Genomic DNA, 26578 nt, shown 5'->3' on the forward strand with positions numbered 1-26578 from the left:
ACGACCGAGTATATTCGGTCGTCCTTTTGCTTAGAACGGATGTTTATTGAGCCAATGACCACCGTCAAGAGAGATGCAATCCCCGTTTAAATAGCGCATCTCGTCTGATGCCATCCAGTAAGCCAAGTCCGCAATCTCTTCCGGTGTTCCAAACCGTCCGAGTGGGACGTTACGGCGAATGCGCTCCACTTCTTTCACGTGGGAGACGAGCTTTTCAGCGCCGCCTGTCCGTTCAATCGGTCCCGGACTGATCGCGTTGACGCGAGCGCCGAACTGATAACCCCATTCGACTGCGAGCGTTCGTGTCAAGTTCAAGACCCCCGCTTTCGCTGCAGCACTCGGTGCGACACCAGGGCCGGCCTGCCACGCATACGAGGCGACCATGTTGATGATTGACCCGCCACGGAGTTCTTCTGCTTCCCAATGTTTCCCGAGAACGTGGGTGCAGTTGAATGTCCCGTTCAAGACGATGTCGATGACACTCGCCCAACCGTTTGGAGATAAATCAAGGGTCGGACACACAAAGTTTCCAGCAGCATTGTTGACGAGTGCGTGGACCGGACCGTAGGCGGATACGATGTCAGCGAGTGCTTGAGCGCATCCTTCATAGTCACGAACGTCATGTTGCACACTCATCGCCTGACCCGCATTGATTGCATTCAATTCGCTCATCGCTTCTTGCAGCCGTTCCTCGTTTCGACCACTGATGGCGACGTTCCACCCTTCCTGTTTAAATTTTAATGCCATGGCTTTCCCCATGCCAGATGATCCCCCGGTAATCCAAATCGTTTTCATCCTGTTTCCCCCTCAAAAATGAATGATCGTTCATTTTACATATTCGTCTAATGATGTAAAACTCCTTCTACAAAGTGTCATTCGATGTTGAAACATTCTTTTAACTCGAGACGTATACACAAGATGTAACGATTGATATTCAAAACCATGACGTGTATCTACAATAGGAGATGATGGAATATGAAGCGCATTACAGGATTGACCCTATTCATTCTTATCATTGTCGGGATGTTTGTACTCATCGATCGGTCTGATTCAAAGAAAATGTCTGAACAGGTCGAAAATGAGATGTTCACCCAAACGGAAACGAAGGTTTATCCTGAGTCGACGGTCGAAGAACTGAAGGAGATGCTTGCTGCGTTTCAAAACGATGTGGCTCCTCGAATCAATAACGATTTCGAACGAAAGTTGGCAGAACGGATGTACGTGGAGATGAAGATGTTTGATGAAACCATCGATGTGAAGCAACTTCTAATCCGCGCTAAAGACCAAGCTGATTTTGAACGTGCATGGTTGGACCATGCGAAAAGTGACTATGGCATCGTAGTAACGGGTGACGAAGTCGATGAATGGATTGAAAAAGGACCGGATGCGACGGTAGTCGAGTCACAAAGACGATATGCCGAGGCAAAAGAGATGAGCGTGTATGAGCTCAATCATGATTATTATCGCGATCAATACGTCAAATGGGTCGTATGGGAAGATTTGATTCCGCTCGTCACAGAACGGTACGAAGCGTCAAGTGAGCAAGTGCTCGACAACAATCGACTCATCGAATTGTACGAGCAAGAGGTGGAAAACACGTTATAATCGAACGAAGCGTCAAGTAGCCCGACTCATATGAGCCGGGCTACTATTCATTGGATTTGCTTCAACTGTTTCAAACCGAGCTCACGATCAATCGTATACATCGTACCGGCGACCTTCTCGCCCCAGTATGGGTCCGAAGCATAGAAGATATTGATGCCTTCCTGTTTGTTACCGGGGTAATCTCCGCGAGCGTATGGACCTTTGACATATTTAGTCGCAAACAGTTCTGCAGCAGCCTGAACGCTTGCATCGATTGTTTTAAACATTGTGGCATTCTCACTCGGGTTGTCGTCCGTCGCCCGGAATCCAAATAGGTTTCGCTTTTCCCGTGCGATGTCGGACGTTCCAAATCTTGACTCATGCCCGGCAACCGCAAGTAAGAACAGAGCATTGATTCCGTACGTATCCTCTGCCCGTTTAAAGGCCTTTCCTTCCCCTGCGAGCGGAGAATCGATGGACCGTAAATATTGATCAAACTCTTTCGTGGTATACGGAGAGGACGAACGAATCGATGCAAATTGATAAGGAGAGTCGAAGACGTCTTGGACGCGTTCCGTATAGTAACGATCATCCGAGCGCTTTTTCGTTGGTCCGACGAGGAACTTGCCGGCGAGATGACCGTTCGCTTCGACCGAATGGTAGACATCACCATCCCGGATTTCATAATATCCCCTTCTTTCCACGACTGCTTCAGGGAATAACGCCATCTGATCCGGTTTGACATAGACGTCAGCTCCTGAGATGCGAACTTTTAAATGACCGTTTCCTCGTTCGATTAACTGAAGTCGTGTACCGCCGGCGACATATGATTGTCGCTTTTTAAACGCCTCATCTTCATATAAATTTGTGATTGCATCACTTGGGGTGACGACGATCCCGGTACCCGTGAAATCGAGGACTTCACCGGAAGGAGAGAACAGGGTGCGGTTCTTACCAGAAGTCATGTATCGTTTCGCTTCATCGAGAGATTCGAATGACCGCGTGACGCGATCGCCATTCGTCATGGTCTCGACGGTATACATGTCTTCATGTCCGGATTGAATCCATAAAAATGCGGCGACTGCGATACTTAGTGTCGCGACCATCGGCCATATTGTACGTTTTTTCTTTCGTTTCAATTAGATCACTTCCAAACTTTTGAATTGCCAAACGAGTTAATTTAGTCAACAATTTGATGAAGAAGGGGGAAATGAATATGAAAATTGGAACGCGGACGTTGAAGACCGCGGTCGCAGCGGGTATCGCGATGCTCATTTCCGAGACGATCCATCTTGATTATTTTGTATTCGCAGCCATTATTGCCATCTTGAGTATTCAAGAAACACGAAAAAAATCGATTCGAGCATCCTATGAGCGCGTCATGGCGAGTCTCCTCGCTATCGGAATGGGCGCGGCGATGTTCACCTTACTTGGTTATTCGCCAGTGACACTCACTCTTTATTTTGTCATCTTCATTCCGCTCGTACAACAATTGAAACTGCAGGACGGATTGATCACGAGTGTTGTCATCTTGACGCATCTTTATACCGAAGCACAATTTTCAGTAGAGCTGTTCATTAACGAGCTCTTATTGATTGTCATCGGTGTTGGTGTCGGGCTCGTCGTCAACATGTATATGCCGACGCTCGACCGTGAAATCGAGCGCATCAAAGATAGTATCGACCGCTCGCTCGCGGTACTGTTTTACGATGTGGCGGCGTGTGTCGAGACCGGTGTGTATAACAATCATTCGATGATGCTCATCAAGACGCGAGACTATCTGAAGGAAGGGAAGGACTTATCCCTTCGACGTATGGGTAACTCGATTGGGAAGCGTAACGAAGACATGGATTATCTATACTTCCGGATGCGTGAGCGACAATATGATATTTTGAAGCGTGTCGCCGATAACGCAAGAGAGATCACGATGGTCGTCAATGAAGCGAAACCAGTTGCGACGTTTTTGCGTCGGGTCGGAGACCACGTGAACGAACAGGCGGACGCCTCGGTCTTCCTGCAAGAACTTGAAGAGATAATTGAGCACTATCGAAAAAACGTACCTCTCCCCACGACTCGTGAGGAATTTGAGGTACGCTCATCCTTATTGAATATTTTATCTGATGTGAAAAGTTACTTGATCTTAAAAGAGCGATATATCCTGCTCTTAAAAGAACATGGTCATGCTCGAGAGAAACGTGCTGATCAAAAAGATTGAGACGATGACGACGACGCCGATTTGAATGATGCGTTGTCGTTTTTTCTGTTTTTTCTTCATGGCTTGCCTCCAGAAACGTGTTTGCCATCATTGTACAGAATGGAAAAGATTCGTGCAATCTAAGGGAGTTTGTTATAATGGTCAAGAAATGTTTGGATGGAGGGATGTTGTTTATGGTAAACGAGACACGTGTGCTCGACACTTTCTTAGGGTTGGTCGGCATCGATTCAGAAACGAAGGAAGAAGCGGTCATCTGTGAACACTTGAAAGGTGTCTTCACTGAGCTTGGTTGCGACGTCTATGAGGATGACGCATCAACGAAGACGGCGCACTCTGGTAACAACTTGATCATCACGTTGCCTGCAACGAAAGAAAATATCGATCCGATTTACTTCACGGCTCACATGGACACTGTGACACCAGGTAAAGGAATCAAGACGAGTATTAAAGATGGGTATGTCGTCACAGATGGCACGACCATTCTCGGAGCAGATGATAAGACGGGACTCACGGCAATGATTGAACTCGTTCGTGTGTTGAAAGAAAAACAGATTCCACATGGCCAAATCCAATTCGTGATTACGGTCGGAGAAGAATCAGGTCTCGTCGGTGCGAAAGTGTTGGACTTGTCGAAGATCGATGCGAAGTTCGGCTTTGCGCTTGACTCGGATGGACCGGTCGGTGACATCATCGTTGCGGCACCGACACAAGCGAAAGTAAACGCGAAGATTTACGGAAAAACGGCTCATGCGGGTGTCGCGCCAGAGAAAGGCATCTCGGCGATTCAAATCGCAGCTAAAGCCATCGCGAAGATGCCTCTCGGCCGAATCGATGAAGAGACGACTGCGAATATCGGGCGCTTCGAAGGCGGACGCGCGACAAACATCGTGTGTGACTACGTCGAAGTACTCGCAGAGGCACGCTCGCTCATCCACGAGAAGATGGAGAAGCAGGCAGAAACGATGAAGCAGGCCTACATTGAAGTCGCTGAGTCGTTTGGTGCTCGTGCTGAGGTCGACATCCATATCATGTATCCTGGATTCAAGTTTGAAGAAGGCGACGAGGTCGTTGAAGTCGCGAAACGCGCGGCTCAAGCAATCGGACGCCCGACACGTATCTTACATTCAGGTGGCGGATCGGATGCCAACGTGATTGCGGGTGGCGGAATCCCAACGGTCAACTTAGCGGTCGGATATGAAGAGATTCATACGACGAACGAACGGATGCCGCTCGAAGAGTTGTACAAACTTATCGAATATGTCGTGACAATCGTCGAAGAAGTCGCATCAACCGAGCAATAAAAAAAGAGCCGACCATTCGTCGGCTCTTCGTATGTGTTCGTACTCGTTATGCTGCGAACTCCAATGATTCTAAAATCAATTCGTCTGTGCAATGAAGTTCGATCGCTATGTCGTGAATGCGGATAGAGGTGCCTTGTTCTTTTTGGTGCAAGCGATTCATCAAAGCTGCACGTTCTCGAATCGTTTCATAGATCGATTCGGTTTGTTCTGCCTTGGTCATCACAAATCACATCCTTTTCAGCGATTACTTTATTATAGCATGGAACGGCTTGGAGAAAGGACTAAAATATTTATGAAGTTACAGTTTTTAGGAACTGGTTCAGGAATGCCATCGAAACAGCGCAATGTGTCGGGACTCGCGATCGATTTACCGAAAGTCACCTGGTTGATTGACTGTGGTGAAGGGACACAACATCAAATGCTCTACACGAAGACCAAACCGAGGAAAGTGACGGCGGTATGGGTGACCCATCTCCACGGAGACCATGTTTTCGGCTTACCTGGATTCTTATCGACTCGCTCTGCCCTAGATGGAACGGACACTGTGACTGTTTATGGGCCGAAAGGATTGAAAAAATGGCTTGAAGCGACATTTCGTATCACGGGTTCTCATCTCGGTTATGAGTTGAACGTTGTCGAGTTCACGGATGGAGATACATTAAAACAAGACGGTCATCTCGTCACTGTGAGAAAATTAGAGCATCGTTTCCCATCTTACGGTTTTCGCATCAACGGTCCAGAAAAACGTGGAACGTTACGCGTTGACAAGGTGAGGGAGCTTGGAATCCCGAGTGGACCCATCTATAAAACAATCAAAGAAGAAGAACGGTTTGAATATGAAGGAAAATGGTATGATTCTAAAGAATATGTCACTGAACCGATTCCGGGTAAAGTCGTTGCAATTCTCGGTGATACGACCCCTTGTGAGAACGCTCGAATCTTAGCGGAAGGTGCGGACCTTCTCGTTCATGAGGCGACATTTATGGAAAATGAACAGGCGCTCGCACGCAAATACGGGCACTCGACGACACGTGAAGCGACAGCGCTCGCGAAAGCGTGTTCCGTCGGCAAGCTGATCGTCACGCACATCTCCGCTCGCTACGTCGGACGAGAAGAAGAGTTTGAACGAGAAGTCGTATCGGATTTTCCATCGAGTTTAGTTGCGACCGACTTTTTAGAATATACAGTGGGGGATTGATGTGACCATTCAACTCTATGTATGGGCCGCGTTTTTAGCAATCAGCATTCTGTTAGGGATTCGATTGAATCAATTAAAAGAGCCGGAAGCCAATTTCTTTCCGAAGTTCTTGTTTTATTCTTTGCTTGGAATCGTCTCCTTTCCAATCGGCGGTTTTCACATCCCGATCGGATTCTTATTGTCTTTTTTATTCTTTCCAAAGCAGAACAGCCGCTATAAATGGTATGGGGCGCTAATAGGCTTCTTCTTCTTTATCGTCTTACTCTTTGTCCCGTTGTTTGATCAATCGTTATTCCGAGCCGAATCCCAACAGATTGGTGCCGTCTCCGTCGCGGACGAATCATTTGACGACATGACAGAGAAATTATTGCAGCGGATCAACAGTGATTCGATTAAATTAGACCGGGGCAAGCTACAAATTGACCGGGTAGGAAACGTCAAGTCCATTGAATACTTACTGATGGTGGAGAGAGCCGAGTCGTTCCAACAGATTCGTGTGACATACGAGTCTGGACAACTCGCCTATGAGCAGGTTGATGAACTACGAAAAGAATCTGGACAGGCGTTCTTTGAAAAACTCGTTGAATTTGACCATATGTTGTCGACTTTACGAGAACCGTCATGGGAGGAATACACTGAAGTTGTAGCTGCGCCAATCTTACAACTCTCTTATGATGGATTGTACGATATGTACACGTTCGAAAACGAGTCGATGCTCATGCTCAATCGGGACGATGAGCTCGTCAAGTTCTGGCTACAGCGGGAACCAGTCCTTGCCAACAGCATTCAACTCGTTGGACTGACACAAGAAGGGCGTAGTTCTGGGGAACGTTATGCGATTCTATATAATTATTCGATACATCAACGAGAGGATTTGACAGAATGATAAAACCATATATAAGCATTTCTCTATTAACGACTGCACTCCTTGTCGGATGTGGCGGTGAAGAAGCGCAACGTGAGGCATGTGATGTAAGTCCGACCATCTCAGTATACAATGCAGCGACCGAAGAGACGATCTATCAGGAAAAAAGCGTCTGCCTTGAAGAGGACGCGACCGTGCTCGATGCGTTGAAGGCGACTGGGCTTGACCTCGAAGTGACAGGAAGCGGTGACATGTCATACGTGACGGCAATCGAGGGAATCGAAGAAAAATCAGAAGGACAATCGTCAGGATGGGTATTTGCTTTTAACGGTGCTCCGGGAGATGAAGGTGCCGGTGCGAAAGAAGTAGAATCGACCGATGTCATTCAGTGGCGGTTCGAAGAAGATGCGATTGCTTTCTTCGAATGAGGCAGATTGGGAGCGGAGACATCCTGTCACGCTCTTTTTCTTTCTCCTTAGCCACCTATACGTGCTGACGAATGTCGATGACATCATTATTTTTGTCATCGCCCTTGTCATTCTACTTATTCTCGAACGCCGTTTTCCTTGGGCGATGTTAGGGGTATTGATTGCTTTCGGATTGGTCTCGGTACTGCCTGGATTATTCGGATGGGACATTTCACTCTCGTACATATGGCGTCAACTAGTGAGCTTGGCCGCCTTTTTACTAGGCATGTTGTGGATCGCTCGCATTATTCGTCTGGAGCGCCTGCTTCCACTGTTATCCAAGTGGCCTAGATCATCGTCGCTATTGTATGGGGCGTGGGCACTCATCCCATCGATGGAACAAGCAGTGCGCCAATCGATTAGGAGTCATCCGAAAAAATTATGGCGAGAAGGGGTACGGATTGGAATCGAGAGTCAGCAACAGGAGCCGAGATTTGCCTCTGAACCGATGCGTCCCTTTCGAGTAGAGGATGCTCTTCAGATTATCTTGATTGTAGTGACTTGCTGGGTAGCGCTCCAGTGGACAATTATACTTTGGCTCATTTATCCGTACGTTACGAAAGGAGGTTTGCGTGATGCAATGGCTCTCTACCGCTGACGGGACGTTCGAAGAATATGTCGAACGCTACCGACCACGCGTCATCGAGATGAACCAACCGTTCTCAGGGAAAGTCGGGCATTTATTATCGAGTGGGGACCCGTTTCGAGGGGCAGAGCTTGCTACACTGTTACAAATCGATGCACTCTATCCGAAGCGGTTCGACACATGTTCGAGTGGTGAACAACAGATCGTTCGTGTTGCCTTTGCACTAGTGGACCGACCAGAATCAATTGTTCTCATCGAACCGTTTCGGCATCTTGATCAATTTCGTAAAGAACACCTTGAGATGTTGCTCCGCCGTATCTCCGGGCTCGGTGTTCAAATCGGCTATACGGAAAGGGCGCGTGAGCAGTCAGGCGATGTGACGTTCACATTCACCGAATCGAATAGAGCACCAATAATCGATGCGCAAGATGTATCTTATCGGCATCCGCTTCAAGCGGTGTATGCGATTGAGGATGTGACCATTCAGATGAACGAGCCAGGACTCACGGTATGTATCGGGACGAACGGGAGCGGGAAGTCGACCTTGCTCGAGTTGTTGGCTAAAAGCAGACGCCCGCTCAAAGGACGGGTGAAGCGAGGCGAACGAGCTGTCTATCTTTCTGCCGAACCAGAATACGGTCCAAGCCAGAAGGAAGAAAGACGACGGGTCGCGCAACTGCAAGGCGTGCTTCATGATCCGTCGAGCGTCCTTTTGCTCGATGAACCGACTGTAGATTTAACGGGGCAGGAACGTGAAGCATTCGTTGAAGCAGTACGACAGAAGGCTGAGACGGCAAGGGTCGTTTGTGCGACACACGACATGGAGCTGATTGACCGATCGACAGATGTCATTTACCTTGCGAGCGGTCGGGTCGTCTTTCATGGGACACGTTCACTCTTCCAAGAACGGAGTACGTTATGGTCACTTACGTCCTCGCCATCTTGATTGCCATCGCCGTCTTGTATCGATTCGAGAAATCCTCGCTTCCGATTCAACCACTTGTCCAACTTTTAGCGCTCGCGGTGATTGGTCGTTGGCTCTTTATGACAATCCCGAACGTTCAACCGACGACGGCGATTTTGATGTTGACCGCTCTACTCGTCAGCTTGAACGGTGCAGCCATCCTCGCACTCTTCGTGCCGATCTTGTCAGGACTCTTGCTTGGGATTGGACCGTTCGTCCTTTATCAATTTTTAGGGTGGCTCCTTGTCGTATTGCTCGTCAGCCTGTTTCGACCGCTTTTATTAAAGTCGCCCGTACTCTTCCTCGTACTAGGATTTCTATCTGGTTTTTTATACGGATGGACGACGAACGTCGCGTTTATCGAAGTGATTGGTGCAGACTTTTTGAAATTACTTTTGCTCAGTTTCCCATTTGATTTCGTCCACGGCATTTCTAACGTCGTCTTCCTCCTATTGATTCGTCCGTTATTTGAGCGCATATTCCTTCGTCAACTCGGGTAAATATACAATATTCCTATCATGTTGAGTGAGGTGAACGACGGATGGATGCTTATGTCAATGTCACGGAAGTCGGTATGTTTCTACTCGTAGGGTTATTGTTTATCGTGTTAAACCTTGTTCTTTTAGCGAAGCGTTACACGAGAGCCCGTTTTGCAATGCTGAGTATTCTGGCAACAAGCGTGTGGCCGGCACTAATGATTGTTCTTTCGGTAAATCAATTGAATGTGATGGATCAACTCACTTCGGGAGAATGGACGTTAAACGCTGTGATCGCGTGGGCGGTCGTCCTCTCGACTGCGCTCATGACGATGATTCCAGCAGGAGTCTTTCTTCATCGGCTTGTGACTGTGTCTCGATTGCATTCTGAATTATAAAAGGAGCGACCTACGCGGGTCGCTCCTTTTTCATGTCGTCGATTCAGCGGCTTTACCGTCTGTTGGCTTTTGAACACGACGTAATACTTCGAGACTGAGAGCCCGTGGCATCAACTTCGCGAACCCGACCAACAGCTGGTTCGAGAGGCCAGGTACAATCACCCGTTTGTTGCTCATGACACCTTTATATCCGAAAAAGGCGACGAGGTGAGATGGCATTTTTGAGAATGACAATTCACTTCCGGCGCGATCGAAGAAGTTCGTGTCAGTCGGGCCAGGGCAGAGGACACTGACGTGAACACCGCTTCCTTTCACTTCGGCATGGATCGCCTCGGTGAAGGAAAGGACGTATGCCTTCGTCGCGTAATAGACGGCCATATACGGTCCTGGTTGGAACGCGGCGACGGAGGCGACATTTAATACATGACCGTGGTCACGCTCGAGCATGCCAGGTAGATAGGCTTTCGTCAGTTCGGTCAACGTGTTGACGTTCAATCGGACCTCGTCCGCCTCCGTCTCGGCATCGAGGTCGGCGAATGCACCGGATGTACCAAAACCGGCATTGTTGATTAAAAAGTCGACGGAAAGTCCCGCCTCGGCGATCATACTAGTCAATCGGGCTGCGGCGTCATGCTTTGCCAAATCAAGCGCGAAGACATGGACGTTGATGCGATATCTCGTCTCCAGTACTTTTTTCAATTCGTGTAAGCGCGGCTCGTTTCGAGATACGAGGATACAGTCGTACCCATCTCGTGCGGCGAGTACGGCCAAGTCTAAACCGATGCCCATCGAGGCCCCGGTGATTAAAGCTGTCTTTGACAACATGATCCACTCCTTTGATGAAAAGTCATACATTGTTACTGAATTCTTCACGAGTTGTTAAAATCCTGCCTCGTTTACACATTGAAACGTATGCTAAAGTATAGCAAGAAAATGTGATTAGACTCACAAAGTAAGGAGAAAAACAATCATGATGATTCAGCTCGTCACTACGGCACAAAGCGTCGATCAAGCAGAAGCGTTAATTAAAGCGGGCGCTGACCGACTGTATATCGGGAATTCACGGTTCGGGTTACGACAAAAAGGAGAGTGGACTATCGATGCTGTGAGGGAAGTCACACAACTTGCCCATCGATACGGGAAAGAAGTGACGGTGGCCGTCAATAATTTGATGCATAACGACCAGATTGATGAGTTGCCCGAATATTTACAGGAACTGAGGGCGATCGGAGTCGATGATGTGACGGCTGGAGACCCTGGAGCGATCCGTCTGATTCGACAAGCGAAGATTCCTTATTGGTACGATGCCCAAACGCTCGTCACGTCCGCCAAACAAATTCAGTTTTGGGGCAAACGGGAGGCAATCGGAGCGGTCGTCGCACGCGAAGTGACGCTCGAGGAACTCGCTCTCATCCAGCAACAAATCGGACTGCCGGTAGAAGTACAGGTGTATGGTCCGACTTGTATCCATCACTCCAAGCGTCCGCTCGTGACGAACTATTTCAACGAACTCGGTCGCACTTCTGAAGAGGCGAAACAACGCGAGTTTTACATGAGCGAGCCTGCTGATGCATCGAGTCGATACCCGATCTATGAAGACGAGAACGGGACGCATATTTTCTCTGAAGATCTGACACTCATGGGGCAGCTGCCAACGCTAGTCAAACACGGGCTTCATACGTGGAAACTTGACGGATGGCATGCGGGCGACCAGTTTGTCGAAATCGTTAAATTGTTTACGTTCGCCCGTGCGAATCTATTGAACGGTCGATTTGACCGTGTTGAGATGGAAGCTCGTCTCAACGACCTGCAACCGGAAGGATTCCGTCTCGGAACGGGATTGTTGCTACGCAAGCCAGAAGAGATCAAGTGAGGGATAAACATGAAACGACGTCCAGAATTATTAGCGCCAGCAGGTAACTTAGAAAAATTGAAGATGGCGATTCACTACGGGGCCGACGCGGTCTATATCGGCGGACAGCAATTTGGTCTGCGTTCACGTGCCGGTAACTTTAGTTATGAGGAGATGCGAGAAGGTGTCGCGTTCGCCCATGCTCGCAATGCGAAAGTATACGTCGCCGCGAACATGGTGACGCATGAAGGCGATATCGAAGGTGCCGGTGAATTCTTTCAGACATTGCGAGATATCGGGATTGACGCGGTCATCGTCTCCGACCCGGCGATGATCGAGACGTGTCTCAGGGAAGCTGAAGGACTGCCGGTCCATCTGTCGACTCAAGCCTCGGCGACCAACTATGAGACACTTCGTTTTTGGAAAGACGAGGGCCTTGAACGGGTCGTCTTGGCTCGTGAAGTATCGATGGATGAAATCGTGCAAATGAAACAAGAAGTCGATGTCGAGATTGAGACGTTCGTCCATGGAGCGATGTGCATCTCTTATTCAGGACGCTGTACGTTGTCTAACCACATGACACTACGTGATGCCAATCGTGGAGGCTGCGCCCAGTCATGCCGCTGGAAATATGGATTCTTCGAAGAGGGTGCACTGTTGACAGAAGAGATGGAAGCGCGCGACGAAGAACCGTTCACAATGAGTTCAGTCGACTTATCGATGGTCCGGCATATCCCCGACCTCGTGGACGCGGGAGTCGACAGTTTGAAAGTCGAGGGGCGGATGAAGTCGATTCATTACGTCGCGACCGTATGTAACGTCTATCGTCAAGTGATTGACGCGTACTGTGAGGACCCGGAGAATTTTGTCTTCGACCCGGCATGGGAAGAAGAGATTTGGAAAGCGGCCCAACGTGAACTGGCGAGCGGATTCTATTACGGCATTCCAACCGAAAAAGAGCAGTTGTTCGGGAAACCGCGTTCGATTCCGCAGTACGCCTTTGCCGCACGGGTCATCTCATACGACCCGACGAGCGGGATGGCGACACTAGAGCAACGAAACCATTTCTCGGTCGGGGAAGAGGTCGAATTTTTTGGCCCCGGATTTAAACGCTTCTCGCAAGTCATCGAGGCGATTGAAAATGTGGACGGACAGCCGCTCGAGTCAGCCAATCAAGCGATGATGACGATTCGCGTGAAAGTAGATGAACCGGTCGCGACCGATTTTATTATGCGTAAGCGAAAAAGCGTACCCGCACGCGTAGTCGTCTGACACATCCTTCGAGCCAACATAGTCGCCCGGACCGTCCAATCCTGCTACCCTAAGAGGTAGAGACGGAGGGATGGAAGGATGAACCAAAACACAGAGCAATTACGGACTGAGCCCATCGGCCGACTCCTCTTCAAATTATCGCTTCCGGCGATGATTGGGATGCTCGTGACGGCGCTCTATAACATCATTGATACGATTTTTGTCGCCCGTGGGATCGGCGCCTCAGCCGTCGCCGCCATCGGGATTGCGTTTCCGATTCAGATGATCTTGATGGCCGTGTCCAGTGCGGTCGGACTCGGCGGGGCGTCCATCAGTTCGAGGAAGCTCGGGCGCGGGGACGATGCCGGTGCGGCCGTCACGTTTTTAAACGTGCTCGTCCTCGTCGGTCTGTTTGCGGCGTTCGCGGTCAGTTCTGCCTTCTTTATGCTGGATGAGATATTAATGGTGTTCGGGGCGACATCCGAAATCATGGAACTTAGCCGACAATACTTATCGGTCGTATTGATCAGTTCACCCTTCTTTATGTTCACGCTTGCTTCAAGTGCGATGGTACGTGCTGAAGGACAGGCGCCGTATCAAATGAAGGTCATGTTGACGACCGTCCTCGTCAATCTCGTGACGACCCCTCTTTTTATCTTCACCTTTGGGTGGGGAATGTACGGGGCAGCCATTTCGACGGCACTCGCACAAGTCGTCGGTTCCATATTGATGCTTCGCTTCTTTTTTGCCCGTAAACCAAAAACGGAACTGCGCTTCAAATGGCGACAGTTCCGGATTCGGTTTGATGAGATCAAGGAAATCATGGCAATCGGTTCGTCCTCATTCATCATGATGGTATCCCAATCGATTCTGTTCGTCGGCGTCAACGTGATGCTTGGGACGTACGGTGGGACGGATGAGTTGGCGACTTTCGCCATCATCAATAAGTTCATGGCGCTCGTCGGTATGCCGATCATGGGTATTGTCCAAGGGATGCAACCGATCGTCGGGTACAACTATGGAGCCGCCCAGTTTGATCGCATGCGTGAGACGATTTGGACGGCGATGCGTGCCGGAATTGCAATCGCCGTGGTCATCTGGCTCGTCTTGCAGTTGTTCCCGCATACGCTCATGGGATGGTTCTCGACGGATGATGCATTAATCGCAGGAGGCGTGACCGCGATTCACATCCTGTTCGCGGTCTCCTTCTTACCGAGCGTGCAGATGCTCGTCAACGGGATTTATCAGTCGCTCGGAAAGGCGCGAGTCGCCATGTTCCTCTCGCTTTCCCGTCAGACGCTCTATACGATTCCGCTCGTCTTCATCCTACCATCGTTTCTCGGGGTGTTCGGCGTCTGGCTCGCATTCCCGATTGCGGATGCGATGACGTTTTTGACGGCGGTCGCTCTGGCGTTTTGGGACCGTAAGCTGTTGTTCCGTCCTTCAGAAGAGGATGCAGAAGATCGTCCGGGGGACCCGAAAGCTACGAATCTATAATCAGACGTCCGCTCGAGTCGAGCGGGCGTCTTCTTTTAGGAACAGATAGATCCCTGCGAGGAGGATGATGGCACCGGTCCACTGCAACGGACCGAGCCGTTCTCCGAAAAAGGCGTACCCGAACAGCATTCCCCATAGTGCCTCACCGAGAATCGTGATGCTGACGACTGTCGCACTGACCCGTGCGAGCGCATAATTGAACAGATTGTGCCCGAGGATCGTCGGAAAGAATGCGAGTGCGAGGAAGTACCACCAGTTGACCGATTCGAATGCCGTGAACGACGTGTCGCGTACGAGCAACATGAAACAAAGAACGACCGTCGCAACAAGGTAGACGCTAAATGAATACGTGTTCGTCTTCATCTCGGTACGGACGTGTTGTCCGACGAGCCAATATCCGGCGATGAGGAGAGCGGCGAGCAAGGCGAGCATGTCCCCAAAGAGCGCTTCACGACCGAGTTGAACATCTCCTGCGGCGACGAGCATACCCCCGAGGACAGCGACGAGTGCGTAAGTGAGTCCTTGTTTGGTCGGATTTTTTTTGAAGATGACGGCATTTCCAATCAAGACAAAGATTGGGCTCGATGTGACGAAAAGAGTCGAACTGGCGACTGTCGTATAATCGAGCGATAAAAACCAGAGCCAAAAGTGAAACGCGAGAAGCGTCCCGCTAAGGAGTAAGGCATATCGAGTCATGAGACGTGTTCCGATGAGTGATTTGAAGTCAACGAACGGCAATAGCATCAGACACGTAATAAGCATGCGGTAAAAGGCGGCCGTCTCGGCCGGAGCGGACGTCCATTTGACGAATAGGACGCTCGTCGACAAGAAAAAGACAGCGGCGAACAAAATGAGATAAGACATGGCGACACTCCTTCACTTATGTATTTCTTAGTCTAATGATAGCGGAAAATAGTATACACGGGAATTTCATATTTCGTATACATGAAAGAAGAATGAAAATGGGATTGTTAGCTTAACGTATAAAGATGACGAGAATGCCGAAATCATTCAATCTGCTCTCGGTCAGGCAACGATATACTATAATGAAAATGATTTAGTGAAGAAAATCATTACACCGTGCAATGAAGAGTTCCAGTTCTCCTATACCACGTCGGAGTTAATCAAAAAAATCAGGGGACCGAGACTGACTCATGAGATGAATTATGGTCCGAATGAGAAGATGACCCAGATCCAGACGAATAAGAAGGACACGGAGACGGTCATTTTCTCTGAAACGTATGAGTATAACAAAGATGAGCAAATCATCAAGGCGACAAACAATGATTCCGAGCAAAAAACATATACCTATACGAAGGAAGGGTTCTTGCAATCTGTCACTCGAGGGAGCGACACGATAGACTATACGTATGACTTGAGCGGGAATATGCTGAAATCAGAATACCAGTCCGGCAAATTGATCTCTGAAAATAAGTACCTACAAGGAAACCGTATCGATACTTCAATTCAGTACGACAAAGAGACGAACACTTATCGCCACATCAGCTATGATTTTAGAGAGAATGGATCATTAGCAAAAGAAACGATTCGTAAACCGTCAAGCACATCGAGTAGCGCGAAACAGGCTGCGGTCGATGTGGTGAAAGAATATCACTATTCTTCGTTCAACCTGTTGATGAGTATCACAACGAAGCAAGGAAGTAAAGTCACCGAACGCATCGAGTATACGTACGACAGCGAGGACAATCGTTCTTCGAAGAAAGTGACGAACGCTGAAGGCGACCGTTTTGAGTTCTACTAGTACGATTCAAACGGGGATCTCGTCTCTGTATCGCGCAAAACGGGAGACGATTTGCTTGAGAACACGATGAATTTCTATCGAGATGCAAGTGGTAAGCTCCTTAACTTTGAGTATAAAGGGACGACTTTCGACTACGTCTTCAACCAACGTGGTGACGTTGTTGCAATCACGAACGAGATTCAGGAAGTGATTGCCCGCTACAGTTATGACGAGTGGGGAAATTTGATTGCGCTTGAGGGTCTGACGCCTCTCGGTCAAGAGGTGGCAGAAGAAAACCCGTATCGCTATGTCGGCCATTACGGCGTTTAGTCATTTCTAGAAACGGTCGTGGCTGTAAAGCGATACGTAGGTCTCGAAGGACGATGTGAGTCCGCTAGAGGCTTAGAGCTCACGCAAGTTGTACATCTCCACTTTCAGGGTATCTCAAAAGCCTCGAATGAGTCGTACTCGGGACAACGTCCGACCCGGGACATGTTGTGGGTCAGTCTCGCGTCTTCGATCCGTTCGAATCCTCTCTCGATGTGTCCATCTATGACTTGATATAGTAAAATATATTGAAGACGCAATCGAATCAGGTACGTCTTGACTCGAATTAAGAGGCGAAGTAAGGAGTTCTTATTATGAGACTAATCATCGCGGAAAAGCCATCACAAGCACAAAAACTGGCCGCTCCCTATCCATCTAAAAAGCGAAAAGAGGAGATCGAAATCTCTCCGTGCTCCCGTTTTCCTGAAGGGGCGATCGTCGTATGGGCGGTCGGTCACCTTTGTGAGCTCCAGGAACCGTCACACTATCGACCGGAGTGGAAGTCATGGAAATATGATGCGCTCCCGATCGTACCCGAGCGGTTCGACTACCGTATCTCAAAAGGCAAATCAAAGCCATTTTATGCAATCAAAAAATGGTTGCACGATCGCTCCATCACAGACGTCATCATCGCCTCGGATGCCGAACGGGAAGGGGAGGCGATTGTCCGTCTGATTTTAAGGCTCGCGGGAAACAAAAAACCGCTCGCTCGGCTATGGATTTCAAGCTTGACGGAACAAGCGGTCGACCGTGGGTTCTCTGAACTACTGCCGGGTGAGCAGACGGTCCCGTATTACCATGAGGCGATGAGCCGCGCCTGTGCCGATTGGCTCGTCGGGATGAATGCCTCACGCGCTTATACGACCTTATTGAAGACGATCGGAATCGAAGATGTCTTCTCGCTCGGTCGTGTGCAGACACCGACACTTGCTCTAATCGTCAATCGTGAACGGGAAATCAAACAGTTCGTACCGGAACCGTACTTCGAAGTCGAGGCGACGTTACTTAAAGGTCGAAGCACGTTCAAGGCGAAGTACACCATCGGAAAGACGACGAAACTGAAGACGCGCGATGAGGCAGATGCGGTCGTCAGGCGCGCTTCCGGCACCGCTACAGTCCAAGCGATCGACAAAGAAGAAAAAATCGAACAACCTCCATTTTGGTTCAGTCTATCCGGATTGCAGGCAGAAGCGGGGAAACGATTCGGTTTCGGGGCGAAAAAAACGCTCGATATCGCGCAAAAGTTATATACAAAAGGATGGATCAGCTACCCGCGGACCGATTCTGGATTTGTCACACCGGACGAAGCGACTCTGTTCCCTCAAACGAAGGCGAGGCTGCTGAAGTCGGATGCCTACGGCGGACTCCGTGAGTTGTTGACCGAGGACCCGTCCAAAAATCGTCGTTACGTCAACGCAAAAAAAGTGAGTGACCACTATGCGATCATCCCGACGGAAGCATGTGGCGATGTCAATCGGCTCGCTGGGGATGAGGCAAAACTGTATGATCTCATCATTCGGCGTTTCCTCGCGGCGTTCGCACCTGCTGCGACGCTTGAAAAGACGACGGTCGACCTGTTAGATGGAACGGATCTCTATCGGGCGAAAGGGACCGTCGTCGTACGTCCAGGCTATCGGGATGTCGTCGAAATGAAATCCAAAGACGTCGAGCTCCCTTTACTGACTGTCGGGGAAGTGTTGAAGGAGAAGACTGTCGATGTGCTGTCGAAACAGACGGAACCGCCCAAACGCTATACAGAAGGGGCACTCATCATGGCGATGAAAGTCGCCGGGAAACAGCTTGATGATGAGGCGTTGATTCACATCATGAAAGAAGTAGAGGGTCTCGGGACCGAGGCGACACGCGCCAATATCATTGACGGGTTGAAAAAGCGCGGATATGTCCAGCTTCAGAAAAAAGAGCTCGTCCCGACAGACAAGGGTCGTCTTTTAATCGATGTACTCGGAGACAGCATTTTGGCCTCGCCCGTCATGACCGCGAAATGGGAGAAGCGACTCCATGAGATTGGACAGGCGTCCGCATCTGCCGCAGAATTTATCGAACAAGCCAAAAAAATGTCGATCCATCTCGTCGAGGAAGCGAAATCGCGCGTTGAGGCGGCGAATCCTGAAGGATATACGATTGAAGCGAAGCGATATGGGAAGAAAGGGGCGGCACGGCCGAAAGCGTCGTTCGGGGTCTGTCCGAGCTGTGGCAAAGGACTTGTCGAACATCCTAAATTCATCGGCTGTAGCGGATATCGTGAAGGCTGTCGTTTCACCGTCTCTAAGCAGGTGCTCGGCGTCGGACTCGTCAAGGATGAGTTGAGACAGATGATCAACGGGGGGCAATCGAACGTCCATACGTTTAAAAAAGGCGAGAAAACGTTTAACGCTTCGTTATATTTAGAAAAAGGTGAGCTCCGATTCGAGTTCAAATAAAAAGAAGGGTCTTAGTGAACACCCCATAAAAGTCGGACATGACAATCCAACTTTTATGGAGGGAGTTCAGCGTGCCCCTTCTGACTGGTCTGTCTTTTCTTGTGTTTTTTCGGACTCGATCCGACGATTGATTTCGTCATAGTCGAGGACGATATCATCTTTATTGTCTTTATACGCGTACCCTTTTTGGATGACGACGATGGACGCGATAAGGACGAGTAAAATAATCAAGCCGCTGACGGCGAAGATCCAGGCCATAAAAATCCCCCACTTTCTAACTTAAGTATGCCAAATGATGGTCCGGTTCATCAACTGGAATGAACGGACGGTTGTGTCGTGTAAGGTCAAGAAGATATGGTACAATACGATATAGATTACTACATAGAGAAGGAAGGGATAGTCATGGCGATTTTGATTGTGGACGACGAACCGGTCAATACGCTCGTACTCGAGCAATTGCTTCACCAGCACGACTATGAGACGATTTCGGTCTCAAGTGGGGAAGAAGCGCTCGATTTACTGATGGCACCACAAGCCGCATCGCTGTATGATCTCGTCCTATTGGATGTCGAGATGCCCGGGATTTCAGGGATTGAGACGTGTAAACGGATTCGACAGATGGCAGAATATGAAGAGTTGCCGGTCATCATGGTCTCCGGACGTACAGATGAGAAGCAAATTGCTGAAGGACTTGACGCAGGAGCATCTGACTATACGACCAAACCGATTAAAGTGACGGAGCTCCTGGCCCGAATTCGCTCTGCGCTTCGCTATAAGGCAGCGGTCGACGAGCGGAAGATTTATGAGGCCCGTCTCCAGTATGATTTGGACCTTGCCCAAAAGATTCAACAAAGTGCACTCACTCCTCCCATCAGTAACGAAGAGATTGATGTTCGCGCCCTTTATTTGCCATCAAAAAAATTGGCAGGGGACATGTACGCCTGGTTTCAGGTCGCCCCGGACCGTTACGGGGTCATTATCTTTGACGTCATGGGACACGGGGTCTCATCGGCACTCATCACGATGGGAATCCGGTCGATTCTTCCGGGTCTTGTCGGAAACGTGCAATATCCGGTAGACGTCATGACCGAGTTGAACCGTCAGATGACGTTCCTGTTCTCGGGTGACGATATGCATAGCTACTTTACGGCGGTCTATTGCTACATCGATACGACGAAGCGTCGAATCGAATATGTGAATGCAGGTCATCCGCCGGTCATCGTGACGTCTGAAGCGGGGAATTGCCGACTTGAGACGACAGGGGTGCCGGTCGGCATGTTCGATGAACCGAACTATGAGTCGAAAGAGATTGCCATCACACGAGATATGAAGCTACATATGTATACAGATGGGCTTATGGAATGTTACAGCAAAGATATCGATGACGGGATTCGATGGCTTGAAAAAGATGTCGCCACATACGGGCTTGACTATAGTCGTCATGTTGCCGAACAACTCGTACCTAAAATTGAAATCGATGACGACCTGTGTCTCGTCACCGTCAAAATCACATGACAAGAGCCTGACGCACCCTGCGTCAGGCTCTTGTTCGTTAGAAATATCGTTTTCGCCAAAGGATATAAAAGGCGAGACCGGAAAATCCAATCATCATCGCAATCGCCATGATGAATCCGAACGGATCCCCTTCCCATGGGACTTGGACGTTCATCCCAAAGATTCCAGAGATCATCGTCGGGATACTAAGGACGATCGTGATCGATGCCAAAAACTTCATGACGAAGTTGACGTTGTTTGAGATGATCGACCCGAACGCCTCCATCTTGATGCTGATGATGTCGTTATAAATCGATGCCATTTCCATCGCCTGCCGATGCTCGACGAAGACGTCCTCTAATAGCTCCTCGTCCTCTTCATGTTTCTCCAAACTCGGCGTCTTGACGATTCGGTCAAGGACACTGTCGTTCGCCTTCAAGGAAGTCATGAAATAGACGAGCGATTTTTGTAGGTTCATCAATTGAAAAATCTCTTGGTTTCGCATCGAACGCTGCAACTCTTGCTCGAGCTCATCCATTCTTCGGTCGATTTGGCGCAAGAAGCGCAAATACGTCATACTCACCCGGTGTAAAATCTGAAAGACGAAACGGCTCCGATAGTTCGTTCGGAACAATCGTGCCTTCCCGTTAGCGAATAGATTCAAGACATCAAGGTCACGTGAGCAGACGGTGATGAAATGTCTTCCGGTCACGATGATACCAAGCGGGATCGTATTATAGGCACGACCTGTGTCATCTTCTTCTACATATGGAACGTCGATGATCATGAGAAGCCCTTCATCATCTTTTTCAAAACGCGGTTTTTCTTCGATATCAAGTGGGTCATAAACAAAGTCTTCTGGAATGCCGGACGCCTCGATGACTTGATCGGCCTCATCTTTTGTCGGATTCACGAGTTGAATCCAGCTCCCTTTATCAAAGTCTTCGATTTCATCCACATGGCCCGATGCGTCAGTACGGTAAATCGTCAGCATGCATCTTCCTCCTACCTTAACTCAATCTTATTATAGGTAGCCAAAACTTAGAGTGCAATCCAAAGCAGGAGTTTTTTTGTTTTCTCTCGAAAACGTGTTACAGTGAGAGGGAATGATTGGATGATTGTTTATTGAGGAGGGGTTATATTGACAAGAATGCCCGAGAACGCTCTGTTCAATGAAGATAAGTTAACGGAGCTCCACCAAATCGCAAACGGAAACATGGATTTTTTAAATAAAATTGCAACCACATATATTCAGCAGTTCGAGGCGAAATATCCCGAACTAAAAGCAGCTGTCGAATTGAAGGATTATGAGCGGATCGAACAGCTCGCCCACCTACTAAAAGGGGCCTCGTATTCGGTCGGCTTAGAACAGACTGCCCTTCTTTTCCACGATCTTGAAGTCGCAGGCGAGAACGCCCATCTGGACGGAGCAGACGAGACGTTGGCGACAATTGAGTCCCACAGTAAGCGCTTTTTAGCCGAATGGACCAACCACTTCGAACAGTTGACGTAAAAAAAGTTTGCACCCAGTTTGGGAGCAAACTTTTTTTATTAGCCTACAAATTCGTCAAGTGTCGCAATCAGGAGACCGATCTCTGGTTTCGTAATTTGGGCGTTCGCTCCGACCGCTTCACCTTTATGTTTCAAGTCGTCCGAGATGAGTGACGAGAAGATGATAATCGGAAGTGTTGCGTAGCGCTCCATCTCGCGAAGACGCTTCGTTAAATGGAGTCCGTCCATCTGTGGCATCTCAATATCCGTGATGAGAAGATCACATTCGACACCATCCTGTTCAAATGCATCAAGCGCCTCTTTACCATTATTAAAGACGGTCGTGTTGAAGTAGCCTGCATCATCTAACGTATCGAGAATAAGTGTCCGAAGCATCTCCGAATCCTCGGCGATCCAGATGTTTTTGTTCGAACGTTCACGAGCACCGAGACGTTTCACTGACTCACGCGCCATGATGTCTTTACGAGAAAGTTCTAACGCGATGCGCTCATAGTCAAGTAAGATAATCATCTGATCACCTGTTTTGACGACACCGTTCGTGATACCTTGGACACCGCGGGCGAGATCTGAAGGCGTGTCAATCTGTTCCCATGAGATACGTTTAATCTCGGTCACTTGGTCGACTCGAAGAACCGATTTCTCACCGTTGAACTCGCAGACAATCAAGCGGTCGTCACTGCCGACTTCACGCGGATGACTGATGACCATCGGAAGGTCGATGACGGTCATGACTTCTCCACGTAACTCGATGAGACCCATAATGGCCTCCGGTGTACCTGGGAGCGGAGTCAGTGGGAGCATCGTAATGATTTCGCGTACTTTCATGACATTGATGCCGAATAAGAATGGGCCAGCTTGGAAAATCACGATCTCAAGTTCGTTCGTTCCTGCTTCAAGTAAAATATTATGATCATTGTTCAATGGTAGTCCCTCCTATTTCACGTACTCTCTTCTTTACTATCGGTTTCGAATCATCAAATCTACAGTAAAAATATGTCGAACTCACGTCAGAATTCACAAAAAGTTTCATAGTAACCGTTTACATCTCATAAACTGAATCGTTATAGTTGTCCAACGCAAAAAAATCTGCATACAATGGGGTTGGCAACGAGATATTACAGCTTACTCAGGAGGCAGATAGAGATGATGAGTATGAACACGTATCCTTATTTATTGAATGGTCAATGGCAGGAATCTTCAAGTCAGGAAACGATTGAACTCGTTTCACCATATAAAGACGAAGTCGTAGGTCGCGTTCAAGCGATGTCACGTGACGAAGTAGACGAAGCCATCCATGGCGCCAAACGCGCACAACAGGAATGGGCTGCGCTTCCGGTCAACAAGCGCGCTGAACTGTTGTATGCATGGGCAGAAAAACTCGAAGAACGCGTTGATGAGATCGGTCAAATCATCATGCAGGAAGTCGGGAAAAACTTGAACGACGCGAAGAAAGAAGTCGTTCGCACAGCTGAAATCATTCGTTACACGGCAGAAGAAGGAATTCGCTTCAACGGTGGATTCATGCAAGGGGACTCATTCCCTGGTGGCTCGAAAAACAAGATGGCCATCATCAAGAAAGAGGCACTCGGTGTCGTTCTCGCTATTTCACCGTTCAACTATCCGGTGAACTTAGCGGCTGCGAAGATTGCACCTGCGCTCGTTACAGGAAATGCGGTCGTCTTCAAACCAGCGACTCAAGGTGCAATCAGTGGAATCAAGATGGTCGAGGCATTACATGATGCAGGTCTTCCGAAAGGTCTCTTGAACCTTGTGACAGGACGTGGTTCGGTCATTGGAGATTACTTGACTTCACACCCTGGTATCGACATGATCACGTTCACAGGTGGGACAGGTACGGGTCAACACTTGTCGCAACAAGCGTCGATGGTACCGGTCGTGCTCGAACTCGGTGGGAAAGACCCAGCCCTCGTCTTAGAGGATGCGGATTTGACGTTGGCTGCAGAGCAAATCATCAGTGGTGCGTTCTCATACTCGGGTCAACGTTGTACGGCAATCAAGCGCGTCTTCGTGCTCGAAGACCAAGCAGATGAGCTCGTTGGCATGTTGAAAGAACGTGTCGAGAAACTCTCAGTCGGCTCACCGGAAGACAACAGTTTCATCGTGCCGTTGGTCGACGAAAAATCAGCGGATTATGTCCAAGGTTTGATTGACGATGCGGTCAACAAAAACGCAACCGTCATAAACGGCAATGAACGTGTCGGAAACTTGATTCACCCGACGCTACTTGACAACGTGACGACAGACATGCGCGTCGCATGGGAGGAACCGTTCGGACCAGTCCTTCCAGTGATTCGTGTGAAATCGCTCGACGAGATGGTCGCGCTCACGAATGAATCAGAGTTTGGTCTCCAAGCGAGCGTATTCACACAAAACGTGAATAGCGCCTTCACAGTCGCTGACAAGTTAGAAGTCGGTACGGTTCAAGTGAATGGACGTACGGAACGTGGTCCAGACCACTTCCCGTTCATCGGAGTTAAACAATCAGGGCTCGGCGTTCAAGGAATCGGCCGTAGTCTCGAGACGATGACGCGAGATAAAGTGACGGTCATCAACTTATAAGAATCATTTTTGTGAGGGGGAGATGTCCCCCTCTTTTTTTGTTTGATTGAAAACGCATCTTTCAGACGGGTATAATAAAGAAAGAATGGATGAAAAGGTGGTGATGACGTGGCGAACTGGATTTCAAGTCAACTGGCAAGACTCGATATTCCGACACCGTTCGAAGTAGGGAACGTGAACGTCTATATCGTCGAACATATGAACCGATTTTTCATGGTCGACTGTGGACCGGATACAGAAGAAGCATGGACCGCGTTGAATCTGCAACTTGAAGAGCTTGAACTCTCGTTGTCTGACATCGACTTTTTATTTTTGACACATCATCATGCCGATCATGCGGGGCAGGCTTGGCGTCTTCGTGACGCATCGATCCCGGTATACGGACACGAAAAGCTTGTTCGATACTTAGAACAAACTCCGAATTTTTTGAAACGCGGCAACCATTTTTTACATGAATTGGCCGTCTCGTTCGGGGCACCGGCTCCACTTGTAGAAAAGTTACCGGATTACCGTGAAGCGCTTCGTTGGATCGGACCGACGACCGTCACGACGACTTTCAATGACGGTCAGGATATCACACCAGACGGAGCGTGGCAGACGATTCATTTGCCGGGTCATGCGAGTGATCAACTTGGATTGATTGGACCTGGGGGTGTCTTGATTGCGGGTGATCATTTGATTGACAAAGTTGAACCAAATCCTCTTATCGAGCAACCGTATGAAGATGAAGGTTTCGCCTCACCCGTCCTCCTCTATATCGACTCGCTCAAAAAATTGCAGGGTGTCGATTTGAAACTTGTCGTCAGTGGACACGGTGAACCAATTCACCACCCGAACGATTTAATTGAGAACCGGATTCGTCAACGGTATGAGCGTAGTGAGCAATTGCTCGTCGATTGGGAAGACGGACTTAGCGTGTTTGATTGGTCGATGAAGTTATATGGAAGAAAGATGCGACGAGGGATGCCGCTCGTCTTCAGTGAGGTGTTTGCGCGCCTCAGCTTACTCGAAGAGCGAGGCGACATCGAGAGACGCCGCGATGACAATAAATGGATCTACGTAAAGAAAGAAGCGATGTTATGAAACGGGTAGTCATTACAGGTGCGTCAAGTGGGCTCGGGGCCGCATTGGCGCATTCTTTTTATGAACAAGGAAATAAAATTTTATTGATTGGACGAAACGAAGAACGATTGAAGAAGATGGCGGAAACGTGCGGTGGCAACTGGATGTGCACGGATGTTGCGAATTCAGATACCCTAGTCGAAAATGTGTTGAAGCAATTTGGGACGTTTGACATATGGATCAATAATGCGGGCATGGCCGAATTCGACTTGGTCACCGATCAATCGACTGATGTGATGGAAGAGACGATGCGGATAAATGCAGTCGCCCCGATGCTTTTATCGAGAGATTGTGCCCGCATCATGAAACAAGGAGATGTCATCGTCAATATATGTTCGCAAGCAGCTAAAGTACCGACACCGAAGTCTGCCGTCTATGCGGGGTCAAAGGCAGCGCTCTTACAGTTCTCGAATGCTCTACGATTAGAGTTGAAACCACGTGGGATCCACGTCATGACCGTCAATCCGGGACCGATTGCTACACCATTCTTCGATCGGGCCGATAAAAGTGGTACATATACCGAAAGTGTTCAGGGAATTATGCTTGACCCGAAGCGATTGGCTGACGCGATTGTCAAAGGGAGTTTTACGCGCAAACGCGAAATCAATGCACCGTGGTGGATGAATATCGGTGCGAATGTGTATGCAATCTGCCCAAATATGTTCGAAATGCTCGCGAAACGGGGATTTGAGAAAAAGTAAAAAAGG

Annotated in this window: 29 protein-coding genes; 21 read left to right on the top strand and 8 right to left on the bottom strand. The window is 48.9% G+C overall.

Going from position 1 to position 26578, the window contains the following annotated elements; genetic code table 11:
* Positions 1–30: 30 nt before the first annotated feature.
* A complete protein-coding gene (fadH, locus tag KNO96_RS01000; RefSeq protein ID WP_214701884.1) occupies positions 31–795 on the bottom strand; it encodes a 2,4-dienoyl-CoA reductase in 765 nt (254 codons plus the stop codon).
* Positions 796–975: 180 nt separating this feature from the next.
* Here fadH and KNO96_RS01005 point away from each other — a divergent pair, with 180 nt between their 5' ends.
* Complete coding sequence (locus tag KNO96_RS01005; protein ID WP_214701885.1) at positions 976–1605, top strand: hypothetical protein; 630 nt, start codon at positions 976–978, stop codon at positions 1603–1605.
* Positions 1606–1652: 47 nt separating this feature from the next.
* Here the strand turns inward: KNO96_RS01005 and KNO96_RS01010 are convergent, their stop codons facing one another.
* Positions 1653–2723, bottom strand: coding sequence for an N-acetylglucosaminidase (locus tag KNO96_RS01010; protein ID WP_251125029.1), 1071 nt, complete (start codon positions 2721–2723; stop codon positions 1653–1655).
* A gap of 77 nt (positions 2724–2800) precedes the next feature.
* On the opposite strand from KNO96_RS01010, the gene KNO96_RS01015 reads away from it, so the two are divergent.
* On the top strand, positions 2801–3799 hold the full coding sequence (locus KNO96_RS01015; protein WP_214701886.1) for an aromatic acid exporter family protein: 999 nt from the start codon (positions 2801–2803) through the stop codon (positions 3797–3799).
* Positions 3800–3972: 173 nt separating this feature from the next.
* The gene (locus KNO96_RS01020) at positions 3973–5100 is read left to right on the top strand and encodes a M20/M25/M40 family metallo-hydrolase (protein ID WP_026825775.1); all 1128 of its coding nucleotides are present in this window, start codon (positions 3973–3975) and stop codon (positions 5098–5100) included.
* A 46-nt stretch (positions 5101–5146) separates the two neighbouring features.
* Here the strand turns inward: KNO96_RS01020 and KNO96_RS01025 are convergent, their stop codons facing one another.
* The gene (locus KNO96_RS01025; protein WP_167330581.1) at positions 5147–5320 is read right to left on the bottom strand and encodes a hypothetical protein; all 174 of its coding nucleotides are present in this window, start codon (positions 5318–5320) and stop codon (positions 5147–5149) included.
* A gap of 72 nt (positions 5321–5392) precedes the next feature.
* On the opposite strand from KNO96_RS01025, the gene rnz reads away from it, so the two are divergent.
* From rnz to KNO96_RS01060, 7 genes are read left to right on the top strand one after another with little or no spacing between them, the layout of a single operon-like run.
* A complete protein-coding gene (gene rnz / locus KNO96_RS01030) occupies positions 5393–6298 on the top strand; it encodes a ribonuclease Z (RefSeq protein WP_214701887.1) in 906 nt (301 codons plus the stop codon).
* Between the two features lies 1 nt (position 6299).
* Entirely contained in the window at positions 6300–7184 is an 885-nt protein-coding gene (locus tag KNO96_RS01035; RefSeq protein WP_214701888.1) for a hypothetical protein, read from the top strand.
* Complete coding sequence (locus tag KNO96_RS01040; protein ID WP_026825778.1) at positions 7181–7591, top strand: DUF4430 domain-containing protein; 411 nt, start codon at positions 7181–7183, stop codon at positions 7589–7591. Before KNO96_RS01035 ends, KNO96_RS01040 begins: the two co-directional genes overlap by 4 nt.
* Positions 7542–8228 carry a hypothetical protein gene (locus tag KNO96_RS01045; RefSeq protein ID WP_251125028.1) on the top strand — a complete coding sequence of 229 codons (687 nt, stop codon included), beginning with the start codon at positions 7542–7544 and terminating at the stop codon, positions 8226–8228. Before KNO96_RS01040 ends, KNO96_RS01045 begins: the two co-directional genes overlap by 50 nt.
* Positions 8206–9162 (top strand): ATP-binding cassette domain-containing protein, encoded by a 957-nt coding sequence (locus KNO96_RS01050; RefSeq protein ID WP_214701889.1) that lies wholly within the window; start codon positions 8206–8208, stop codon positions 9160–9162. Before KNO96_RS01045 ends, KNO96_RS01050 begins: the two co-directional genes overlap by 23 nt.
* Entirely contained in the window at positions 9135–9680 is a 546-nt protein-coding gene (locus KNO96_RS01055) for a hypothetical protein (protein WP_026825781.1), read from the top strand. Before KNO96_RS01050 ends, KNO96_RS01055 begins: the two co-directional genes overlap by 28 nt.
* Before the next feature lie 41 nt (positions 9681–9721).
* Positions 9722–10054, top strand: a complete 333-nt coding sequence (locus tag KNO96_RS01060) for a hypothetical protein (protein ID WP_026825782.1) — start codon at positions 9722–9724, stop codon at positions 10052–10054.
* Positions 10055–10084: 30 nt separating this feature from the next.
* Here KNO96_RS01060 and KNO96_RS01065 read toward each other — a convergent pair whose 3' ends face one another.
* Complete coding sequence (locus KNO96_RS01065) at positions 10085–10879, bottom strand: SDR family NAD(P)-dependent oxidoreductase (RefSeq protein ID WP_214701891.1); 795 nt, start codon at positions 10877–10879, stop codon at positions 10085–10087.
* Between the two features lie 151 nt (positions 10880–11030).
* On the opposite strand from KNO96_RS01065, the gene KNO96_RS01070 reads away from it, so the two are divergent.
* From KNO96_RS01070 to KNO96_RS01080, 3 genes are all read left to right on the top strand, one after another.
* Positions 11031–11927, top strand: a complete 897-nt coding sequence (locus KNO96_RS01070) for a peptidase U32 family protein (protein WP_353047581.1) — start codon at positions 11031–11033, stop codon at positions 11925–11927.
* 9 nt (positions 11928–11936) lie between these two features.
* Positions 11937–13178: a peptidase U32 family protein gene (locus tag KNO96_RS01075; RefSeq protein WP_214701895.1), complete on the top strand. Its 1242-nt coding sequence runs from the start codon at positions 11937–11939 to the stop codon at positions 13176–13178.
* A 78-nt stretch (positions 13179–13256) separates the two neighbouring features.
* The gene (locus KNO96_RS01080; RefSeq protein WP_214698898.1) at positions 13257–14654 is read left to right on the top strand and encodes an MATE family efflux transporter; all 1398 of its coding nucleotides are present in this window, start codon (positions 13257–13259) and stop codon (positions 14652–14654) included.
* On the opposite strand, the gene KNO96_RS01085 is transcribed toward KNO96_RS01080, so the two are convergent.
* Positions 14655–15518 carry a DMT family transporter gene (locus KNO96_RS01085; protein ID WP_214701897.1) on the bottom strand — a complete coding sequence of 288 codons (864 nt, stop codon included), beginning with the start codon at positions 15516–15518 and terminating at the stop codon, positions 14655–14657. It lies immediately after the preceding gene.
* 196 nt (positions 15519–15714) lie between these two features.
* Between KNO96_RS01085 and KNO96_RS01090 the strand changes: the two genes are divergently transcribed.
* From KNO96_RS01090 to KNO96_RS01100, 3 genes are all read left to right on the top strand, one after another.
* Positions 15715–16416, top strand: coding sequence for a hypothetical protein (locus KNO96_RS01090; RefSeq protein WP_214701898.1), 702 nt, complete (start codon positions 15715–15717; stop codon positions 16414–16416).
* A gap of 66 nt (positions 16417–16482) precedes the next feature.
* Positions 16483–16725, top strand: a complete 243-nt coding sequence (locus tag KNO96_RS01095) for a hypothetical protein (protein ID WP_152538883.1) — start codon at positions 16483–16485, stop codon at positions 16723–16725.
* A gap of 311 nt (positions 16726–17036) precedes the next feature.
* Positions 17037–19163: a DNA topoisomerase III gene (locus KNO96_RS01100; protein WP_214701899.1), complete on the top strand. Its 2127-nt coding sequence runs from the start codon at positions 17037–17039 to the stop codon at positions 19161–19163.
* Between the two features lie 66 nt (positions 19164–19229).
* Here the strand turns inward: KNO96_RS01100 and ytzI are convergent, their stop codons facing one another.
* Complete coding sequence (ytzI, locus tag KNO96_RS01105) at positions 19230–19421, bottom strand: YtzI protein (protein WP_214701900.1); 192 nt, start codon at positions 19419–19421, stop codon at positions 19230–19232.
* 144 nt (positions 19422–19565) lie between these two features.
* Between ytzI and KNO96_RS01110 the strand changes: the two genes are divergently transcribed.
* Positions 19566–20678, top strand: a complete 1113-nt coding sequence (locus KNO96_RS01110; protein WP_026825792.1) for a PP2C family protein-serine/threonine phosphatase — start codon at positions 19566–19568, stop codon at positions 20676–20678.
* Positions 20679–20715: 37 nt separating this feature from the next.
* Here the strand turns inward: KNO96_RS01110 and KNO96_RS01115 are convergent, their stop codons facing one another.
* Positions 20716–21651, bottom strand: a complete 936-nt coding sequence (locus tag KNO96_RS01115; protein ID WP_026825793.1) for a magnesium transporter CorA family protein — start codon at positions 21649–21651, stop codon at positions 20716–20718.
* A 156-nt stretch (positions 21652–21807) separates the two neighbouring features.
* On the opposite strand from KNO96_RS01115, the gene KNO96_RS01120 reads away from it, so the two are divergent.
* Positions 21808–22170, top strand: coding sequence for an Hpt domain-containing protein (locus tag KNO96_RS01120; RefSeq protein WP_214702828.1), 363 nt, complete (start codon positions 21808–21810; stop codon positions 22168–22170).
* Positions 22171–22208: 38 nt separating this feature from the next.
* Here the strand turns inward: KNO96_RS01120 and KNO96_RS01125 are convergent, their stop codons facing one another.
* Positions 22209–23090 (bottom strand): chemotaxis protein CheV, encoded by an 882-nt coding sequence (locus tag KNO96_RS01125; protein ID WP_026825795.1) that lies wholly within the window; start codon positions 23088–23090, stop codon positions 22209–22211.
* Between the two features lie 222 nt (positions 23091–23312).
* On the opposite strand from KNO96_RS01125, the gene KNO96_RS01130 reads away from it, so the two are divergent.
* From KNO96_RS01130 to KNO96_RS01140, 3 genes are all read left to right on the top strand, one after another.
* Positions 23313–24749 carry an NADP-dependent glyceraldehyde-3-phosphate dehydrogenase gene (locus KNO96_RS01130; RefSeq protein ID WP_026825796.1) on the top strand — a complete coding sequence of 479 codons (1437 nt, stop codon included), beginning with the start codon at positions 23313–23315 and terminating at the stop codon, positions 24747–24749.
* Between the two features lie 108 nt (positions 24750–24857).
* Positions 24858–25832, top strand: coding sequence for an MBL fold metallo-hydrolase (locus tag KNO96_RS01135; RefSeq protein ID WP_214701901.1), 975 nt, complete (start codon positions 24858–24860; stop codon positions 25830–25832).
* Complete coding sequence (locus KNO96_RS01140) at positions 25829–26572, top strand: SDR family NAD(P)-dependent oxidoreductase (RefSeq protein WP_214701902.1); 744 nt, start codon at positions 25829–25831, stop codon at positions 26570–26572. Before KNO96_RS01135 ends, KNO96_RS01140 begins: the two co-directional genes overlap by 4 nt.
* Positions 26573–26578 lie beyond the last annotated feature (6 nt).

Origin of the sequence: Exiguobacterium sp. s89, assembly GCF_018617735.1 — a bacterium.
In the GTDB taxonomy this organism is placed as follows: Bacteria; Bacillota; Bacilli; order Exiguobacteriales; family Exiguobacteriaceae; genus Exiguobacterium; species Exiguobacterium marinum.

What these genes read in the sequence shown, in the direction of transcription:
- fadH (WP_214701884.1), bottom strand. Translation starts at nt 795, where the DNA reads ATGAAAACGATTTGGATTACCGGGGGATCATCTGGCATGGGGAAAGCC.
- KNO96_RS01005 (WP_214701885.1), top strand. Translation starts at nt 976, where the DNA reads ATGAAGCGCATTACAGGATTGACCCTATTCATTCTTATCATTGTCGGG.
- KNO96_RS01015 (WP_214701886.1), top strand. Translation starts at nt 2,801, where the DNA reads ATGAAAATTGGAACGCGGACGTTGAAGACCGCGGTCGCAGCGGGTATC.
- KNO96_RS01020 (WP_026825775.1), top strand. Translation starts at nt 3,973, where the DNA reads ATGGTAAACGAGACACGTGTGCTCGACACTTTCTTAGGGTTGGTCGGC.
- KNO96_RS01025 (WP_167330581.1), bottom strand. Translation starts at nt 5,320, where the DNA reads ATGACCAAGGCAGAACAAACCGAATCGATCTATGAAACGATTCGAGAA.
- rnz (WP_214701887.1), top strand. Translation starts at nt 5,393, where the DNA reads ATGAAGTTACAGTTTTTAGGAACTGGTTCAGGAATGCCATCGAAACAG.
- KNO96_RS01040 (WP_026825778.1), top strand. Translation starts at nt 7,181, where the DNA reads ATGATAAAACCATATATAAGCATTTCTCTATTAACGACTGCACTCCTT.
- KNO96_RS01045 (WP_251125028.1), top strand. Translation starts at nt 7,542, where the DNA reads ATGTCATTCAGTGGCGGTTCGAAGAAGATGCGATTGCTTTCTTCGAAT.
- KNO96_RS01050 (WP_214701889.1), top strand. Translation starts at nt 8,206, where the DNA reads ATGCAATGGCTCTCTACCGCTGACGGGACGTTCGAAGAATATGTCGAA.
- KNO96_RS01055 (WP_026825781.1), top strand. Translation starts at nt 9,135, where the DNA reads ATGGTCACTTACGTCCTCGCCATCTTGATTGCCATCGCCGTCTTGTAT.
- KNO96_RS01060 (WP_026825782.1), top strand. Translation starts at nt 9,722, where the DNA reads ATGGATGCTTATGTCAATGTCACGGAAGTCGGTATGTTTCTACTCGTA.
- KNO96_RS01065 (WP_214701891.1), bottom strand. Translation starts at nt 10,879, where the DNA reads ATGTTGTCAAAGACAGCTTTAATCACCGGGGCCTCGATGGGCATCGGT.
- KNO96_RS01075 (WP_214701895.1), top strand. Translation starts at nt 11,937, where the DNA reads ATGAAACGACGTCCAGAATTATTAGCGCCAGCAGGTAACTTAGAAAAA.
- KNO96_RS01080 (WP_214698898.1), top strand. Translation starts at nt 13,257, where the DNA reads ATGAACCAAAACACAGAGCAATTACGGACTGAGCCCATCGGCCGACTC.
- KNO96_RS01085 (WP_214701897.1), bottom strand. Translation starts at nt 15,518, where the DNA reads ATGTCTTATCTCATTTTGTTCGCCGCTGTCTTTTTCTTGTCGACGAGC.
- KNO96_RS01095 (WP_152538883.1), top strand. Translation starts at nt 16,483, where the DNA reads ATGAATTTCTATCGAGATGCAAGTGGTAAGCTCCTTAACTTTGAGTAT.
- KNO96_RS01100 (WP_214701899.1), top strand. Translation starts at nt 17,037, where the DNA reads ATGAGACTAATCATCGCGGAAAAGCCATCACAAGCACAAAAACTGGCC.
- ytzI (WP_214701900.1), bottom strand. Translation starts at nt 19,421, where the DNA reads ATGGCCTGGATCTTCGCCGTCAGCGGCTTGATTATTTTACTCGTCCTT.
- KNO96_RS01110 (WP_026825792.1), top strand. Translation starts at nt 19,566, where the DNA reads ATGGCGATTTTGATTGTGGACGACGAACCGGTCAATACGCTCGTACTC.
- KNO96_RS01115 (WP_026825793.1), bottom strand. Translation starts at nt 21,651, where the DNA reads ATGCTGACGATTTACCGTACTGACGCATCGGGCCATGTGGATGAAATC.
- KNO96_RS01120 (WP_214702828.1), top strand. Translation starts at nt 21,808, where the DNA reads ATGCCCGAGAACGCTCTGTTCAATGAAGATAAGTTAACGGAGCTCCAC.
- KNO96_RS01130 (WP_026825796.1), top strand. Translation starts at nt 23,313, where the DNA reads ATGATGAGTATGAACACGTATCCTTATTTATTGAATGGTCAATGGCAG.
- KNO96_RS01140 (WP_214701902.1), top strand. Translation starts at nt 25,829, where the DNA reads ATGAAACGGGTAGTCATTACAGGTGCGTCAAGTGGGCTCGGGGCCGCA.